The sequence below is a fragment of the Arthrobacter sp. GCM10027362 genome, from assembly GCF_042679445.1.
Taxonomy (GTDB): Bacteria; Actinomycetota; Actinomycetes; order Actinomycetales; family Micrococcaceae; genus Crystallibacter.
On record NZ_JBHTML010000288.1, the window covers coordinates 1 to 3,459 of the forward strand.

A 3,459-nucleotide genomic window follows, 5' to 3' on the forward strand; every position below is an offset into this window, starting at 1 on the left:
CGCGGCGGGTTCCGGTTCGTGGCGGGCCGGGTGGCAGAGCGTGCGCGGGCACCCGACCGCCCGTGCAGCGGTGACCGCCGTGGTCGCCGCCCACGCGGTGATGGTTGCGGTGATGTCGATGACGCCGCTGCACATGCAGCACCATGCCGGACACGCGGCCGGGCGCCCGGACACCATCGCGCTGATCGGCTTCACCATCTCCCTGCACATCGCCGGGATGTACGCCCTCTCCCCGCTGATGGGCTGGCTCACCGACCGCCTCGGCGCCGCGCGGACCGTGCTGGCGGGCATGGGCACCCTGGCCGCCGCGATGGCCCTGACCGGGCTGGCCGCCCGGCATATGCCTGCGGTCACCGCCGGACTGATCCTGCTCGGACTGGGCTGGTCGGCGGCCACCGTCGCCGGCTCCACCCTGCTGGTCTCCTCCCTCACCCCGGACCAGCGGGTACCCGCCCAGGGCTTCTCCGACGCTGCCATGTCCCTGGCCGGGGCCGCCGGCAGCGCCGCGGCCGGACCCGCCATGGGCCTCATCGGCTACCCCGGCATCAGCGCCATGGCCGCGGCCCTCGCCACCGCCGCCGCCGTGGCCCTGATCCGCCTGACCGCCACGGACCGCTGACATTTTCGCGAAGGATCTATGGAAGGAAGCGGCTTGGTCTCGACGCCGCTGTTCCGGTTAGCTGCCCGACCCAGACCCGGCCGGGCCGTCGCGGTGCACGGCGAACGCCGCCGTCCTGGCCGAACGGGCCGGCGACGAACTCGGCCGCGGGAAGCTGCGCCGGTTCAGCGTTGACGCGCACACCGGAACGCCTCTCCGGATCCAGGTCACCGTCTTCGGACTTAAGGCTAGAATCCGGGGCCGGCACCCGGCCGGACAGCGGGTTCGGCCCCATTCCGGCCGAGGGAGGCCGAACAGGGGGCGATGCGGCCGGGCAAGGCTTTTCAGGATCCTGAGGGAACCTTCACAGGACCGGCACAGGTGCGGCAGGCAACAATCCCGTACGCTGGAGAACGGGGAAGGGCCCCGGCCGCAGCCAGGGGAATGCTGGTACGGGGGAAACCGGCCGGGGTCCTTCCGGGGTTCGCCGCCCCGGCACATGGGGGCATGCCGGCCCGGCGAACAGGAGACAGTCTGCCAGCGGTGCAACCTGTAGTCACATCGGTGTAACTGACGTTACGGCACCGCGTAACGTTCCGCCGGGTCCGGGCACGATGCTCGCCCGCAGAGGACAAAAACCTCCCGCCCTGACCCGGCAAGCGGATAATTCCTGCCCGATCCTCCTGCGGTGAAGCACCGGCCCGGGCAGGCCGCGGCTCCGGGAGAGCCGCCGGGGTACCGGCGGGCCCCCCACGGCCCGCCGGTACCGGCGCGATGCATCTCCGCGGTACCCACCGTTCCCGGAATCGCTTCGCGCCGAACCAGAGCCTAGAACAAGCCGGCAGGAAAAACAATCCGGCTGACCGGTTTCGCAGGAAGCCTGAAGTTGACTTGGGCAACTTTCAGGGACGTAACGGCCCGGGTGCAGCTCCGCGGGGTCCGGACCATAAGCCGGGGCGTGGCCGGTCGGCGCGCCGTTGCCGTGTTCGAGGCCGGCGGCCGGACGATCGCCGAGGGCACGGCCGGGGCCCGCATCGTCGATCCTGCGGCCTACCGGCGCTTCGGGGCCCGGCAGGGCTCCCCGGCCGCGCGTCCTGTGCCCCGCCGGTGGCAGCGAAAACGGTCGGGTGCGGTTCGGTCTGGAATGTGGTCCCGGGCCAAAGCCCCGTGGCCGGCCGCTGGCCGCTGCGGGTGGACACAACGGACCCGGTCCTGTTCGACCACCCGCTCGACCATGTCCCGGGCGTGCTGCTCATCGAGGCCGTCAGGCAGGCGGTCCGCGGCGGGGTTTATGCCGGAGCCGCCGCCTTCGGCACTGGATCGGGGCCGGTCCCGGACACCAGCCCGGCCAGCTCGGAGGGATCCCCAGGCCAGTCTTCGGCGATGATCCCCGGCAGCAGGATCGCCCACATCTCCTCAATCCGGGCCATGACGTCCGCCCGCCCGGTCAGCACGTCGGAGACCATCTGCACCCCGGTGAACGAGGCCACGATGTAGCGGGCCAGGGCAGCAGGGTCCACCGAGGCGCGGATCTGCCCTTCGCGCCGGCTTCGGGCGGCCAGTTCGGCCATCGTGGCGACCCAGTCTTCGTACGGTTCGCGCACCGTGCGGCCGAACGCCGTCGCCTCGAACGTCAGGCGGATGCCGGCCCTGACCACCGGCTCGTCCACCAGGCGGAGCCCGAACGCCCGGCACATCAGGATTATCGTCGACAGGGCCGGCCGGTTCCCGGCCAGGATCCTTTCGGCGTCCTGCACGACAAGGCGGTGCTGCTCCTCGATGACCGCGCCGGCCAGGTCCTCCTTGGACTGGAAATGAAAGTAGAGGGCGCCCTTGGTGACCTGCGCGGCCTCGGCAACCTGGGCCAGGGTGGTTTTGCCGTAGCCGTGCTCCTCGAAGACGGCCGCCGCCCCGGCAATGATTGCCTGGCGGGTCGCCTTGGCCCGGTCCTGAAGCACCATCGATGAACCCTCACTCTAGAAACACCATCGGCGGGCCTGCACGGCGGCCGCCGGCTGCCGGTGATCAGCCTTCTTCCCCGCCGGCGGGGGTTCTGCTGCTGGGAGCCGGCGGCTTCATCGGCAGCCGGATCCTCCGGGCACTGCAGGCCCGTCACGGCCTGGTTGTTTCGATCCTAACAAGGCGGCCAACCGGCCCGGTACGGACGGTGCCGGTGGCCGGTTCCTCGGAGACATCACGGACCCCGCAGCTGTCGCGGAAGCCGTCCGCGGCGCCGGTGTGGTCATCAACGCGGCCTCGTACGTGGACGGCGACCCGGAAACCGCCGAAAGGACCAACACGCGGGGAACACCCACGGTGATCAAGGCCTGCGAAACCTTCGGTGTCCGGCGCCTGATCCAGCGGACCCCTCTTGCGCAGGGGCTGCTGCATCCGTGGCAACCGTGCCTGTCCCGAATTCACCAAGGCCTGTTCGCCGGTGAAACATGCCGGTCCGCAACGCCGCCACACCGGACGAACCCCGGCGAACCAGGCAGCGGCTGCCGGTCTGCCTGACACGAGGCGCGGCTGTTTTCGGCGCGGCTGGCCCGCAATCGGGAACGGTCCCGGTAGAGTTTCCCACGGCCTGTGGCCCGCCGATTCTGGTAGAGCCCACATCTGTTTCGCCGGGTACGGGTTCTGCCCGGCCCGTACGGTGCTGTCCCCCATCGGTCCCGTCCGGGCACAGCACGGGGCGGCGCGTCCTCGGACGCACCGCCCCGTGCCTGGCCGATGAACGGCAATCAGGCTCCTTACCGGGCCAGGGCCGGCTCGGTGTTCCGGGCCGGCGCCGTGGCCGGCTGCCAGCGCAGGTGCGCCGGGGCCTGCTCGGTGTCGGCCTCCCGCAGCAGGGACAGCCGGGG

General features: G+C 71.4%; 2 protein-coding genes and 2 pseudogenes. 3 read left to right on the forward strand and 1 reads right to left on the reverse strand.

The window, feature by feature from the left end; translation table 11 throughout:
* Together ACFQ36_RS21660 and ACFQ36_RS21665 are read left to right on the forward strand one after the other, a co-directional pair.
* A partial coding sequence (locus tag ACFQ36_RS21660) for an MFS transporter (protein WP_377017448.1) occupies positions 1 to 619 on the forward strand: 619 nt, incomplete at its 5' end.
* 753 nt (positions 620 to 1,372) lie between these two features.
* Positions 1,373 to 1,864 (forward strand): annotated as a pseudogene (locus tag ACFQ36_RS21665) (AfsA-related hotdog domain-containing protein); the annotation flags it as partial.
* A 23-nt stretch (positions 1,865 to 1,887) separates the two neighbouring features.
* Here the strand turns inward: ACFQ36_RS21665 and ACFQ36_RS21670 are convergent.
* Positions 1,888 to 2,559, reverse strand: a complete 672-nt coding sequence (locus ACFQ36_RS21670) for a ScbR family autoregulator-binding transcription factor (protein ID WP_377017450.1) — start codon at positions 2,557 to 2,559, stop codon at positions 1,888 to 1,890.
* A 229-nt stretch (positions 2,560 to 2,788) separates the two neighbouring features.
* On the opposite strand from ACFQ36_RS21670, the pseudogene ACFQ36_RS21675 reads away from it, so the two are divergent.
* A pseudogene (locus ACFQ36_RS21675) lies at positions 2,789 to 3,112 on the forward strand (NAD(P)H-binding protein); the annotation flags it as partial.
* Positions 3,113 to 3,459 lie beyond the last annotated feature (347 nt).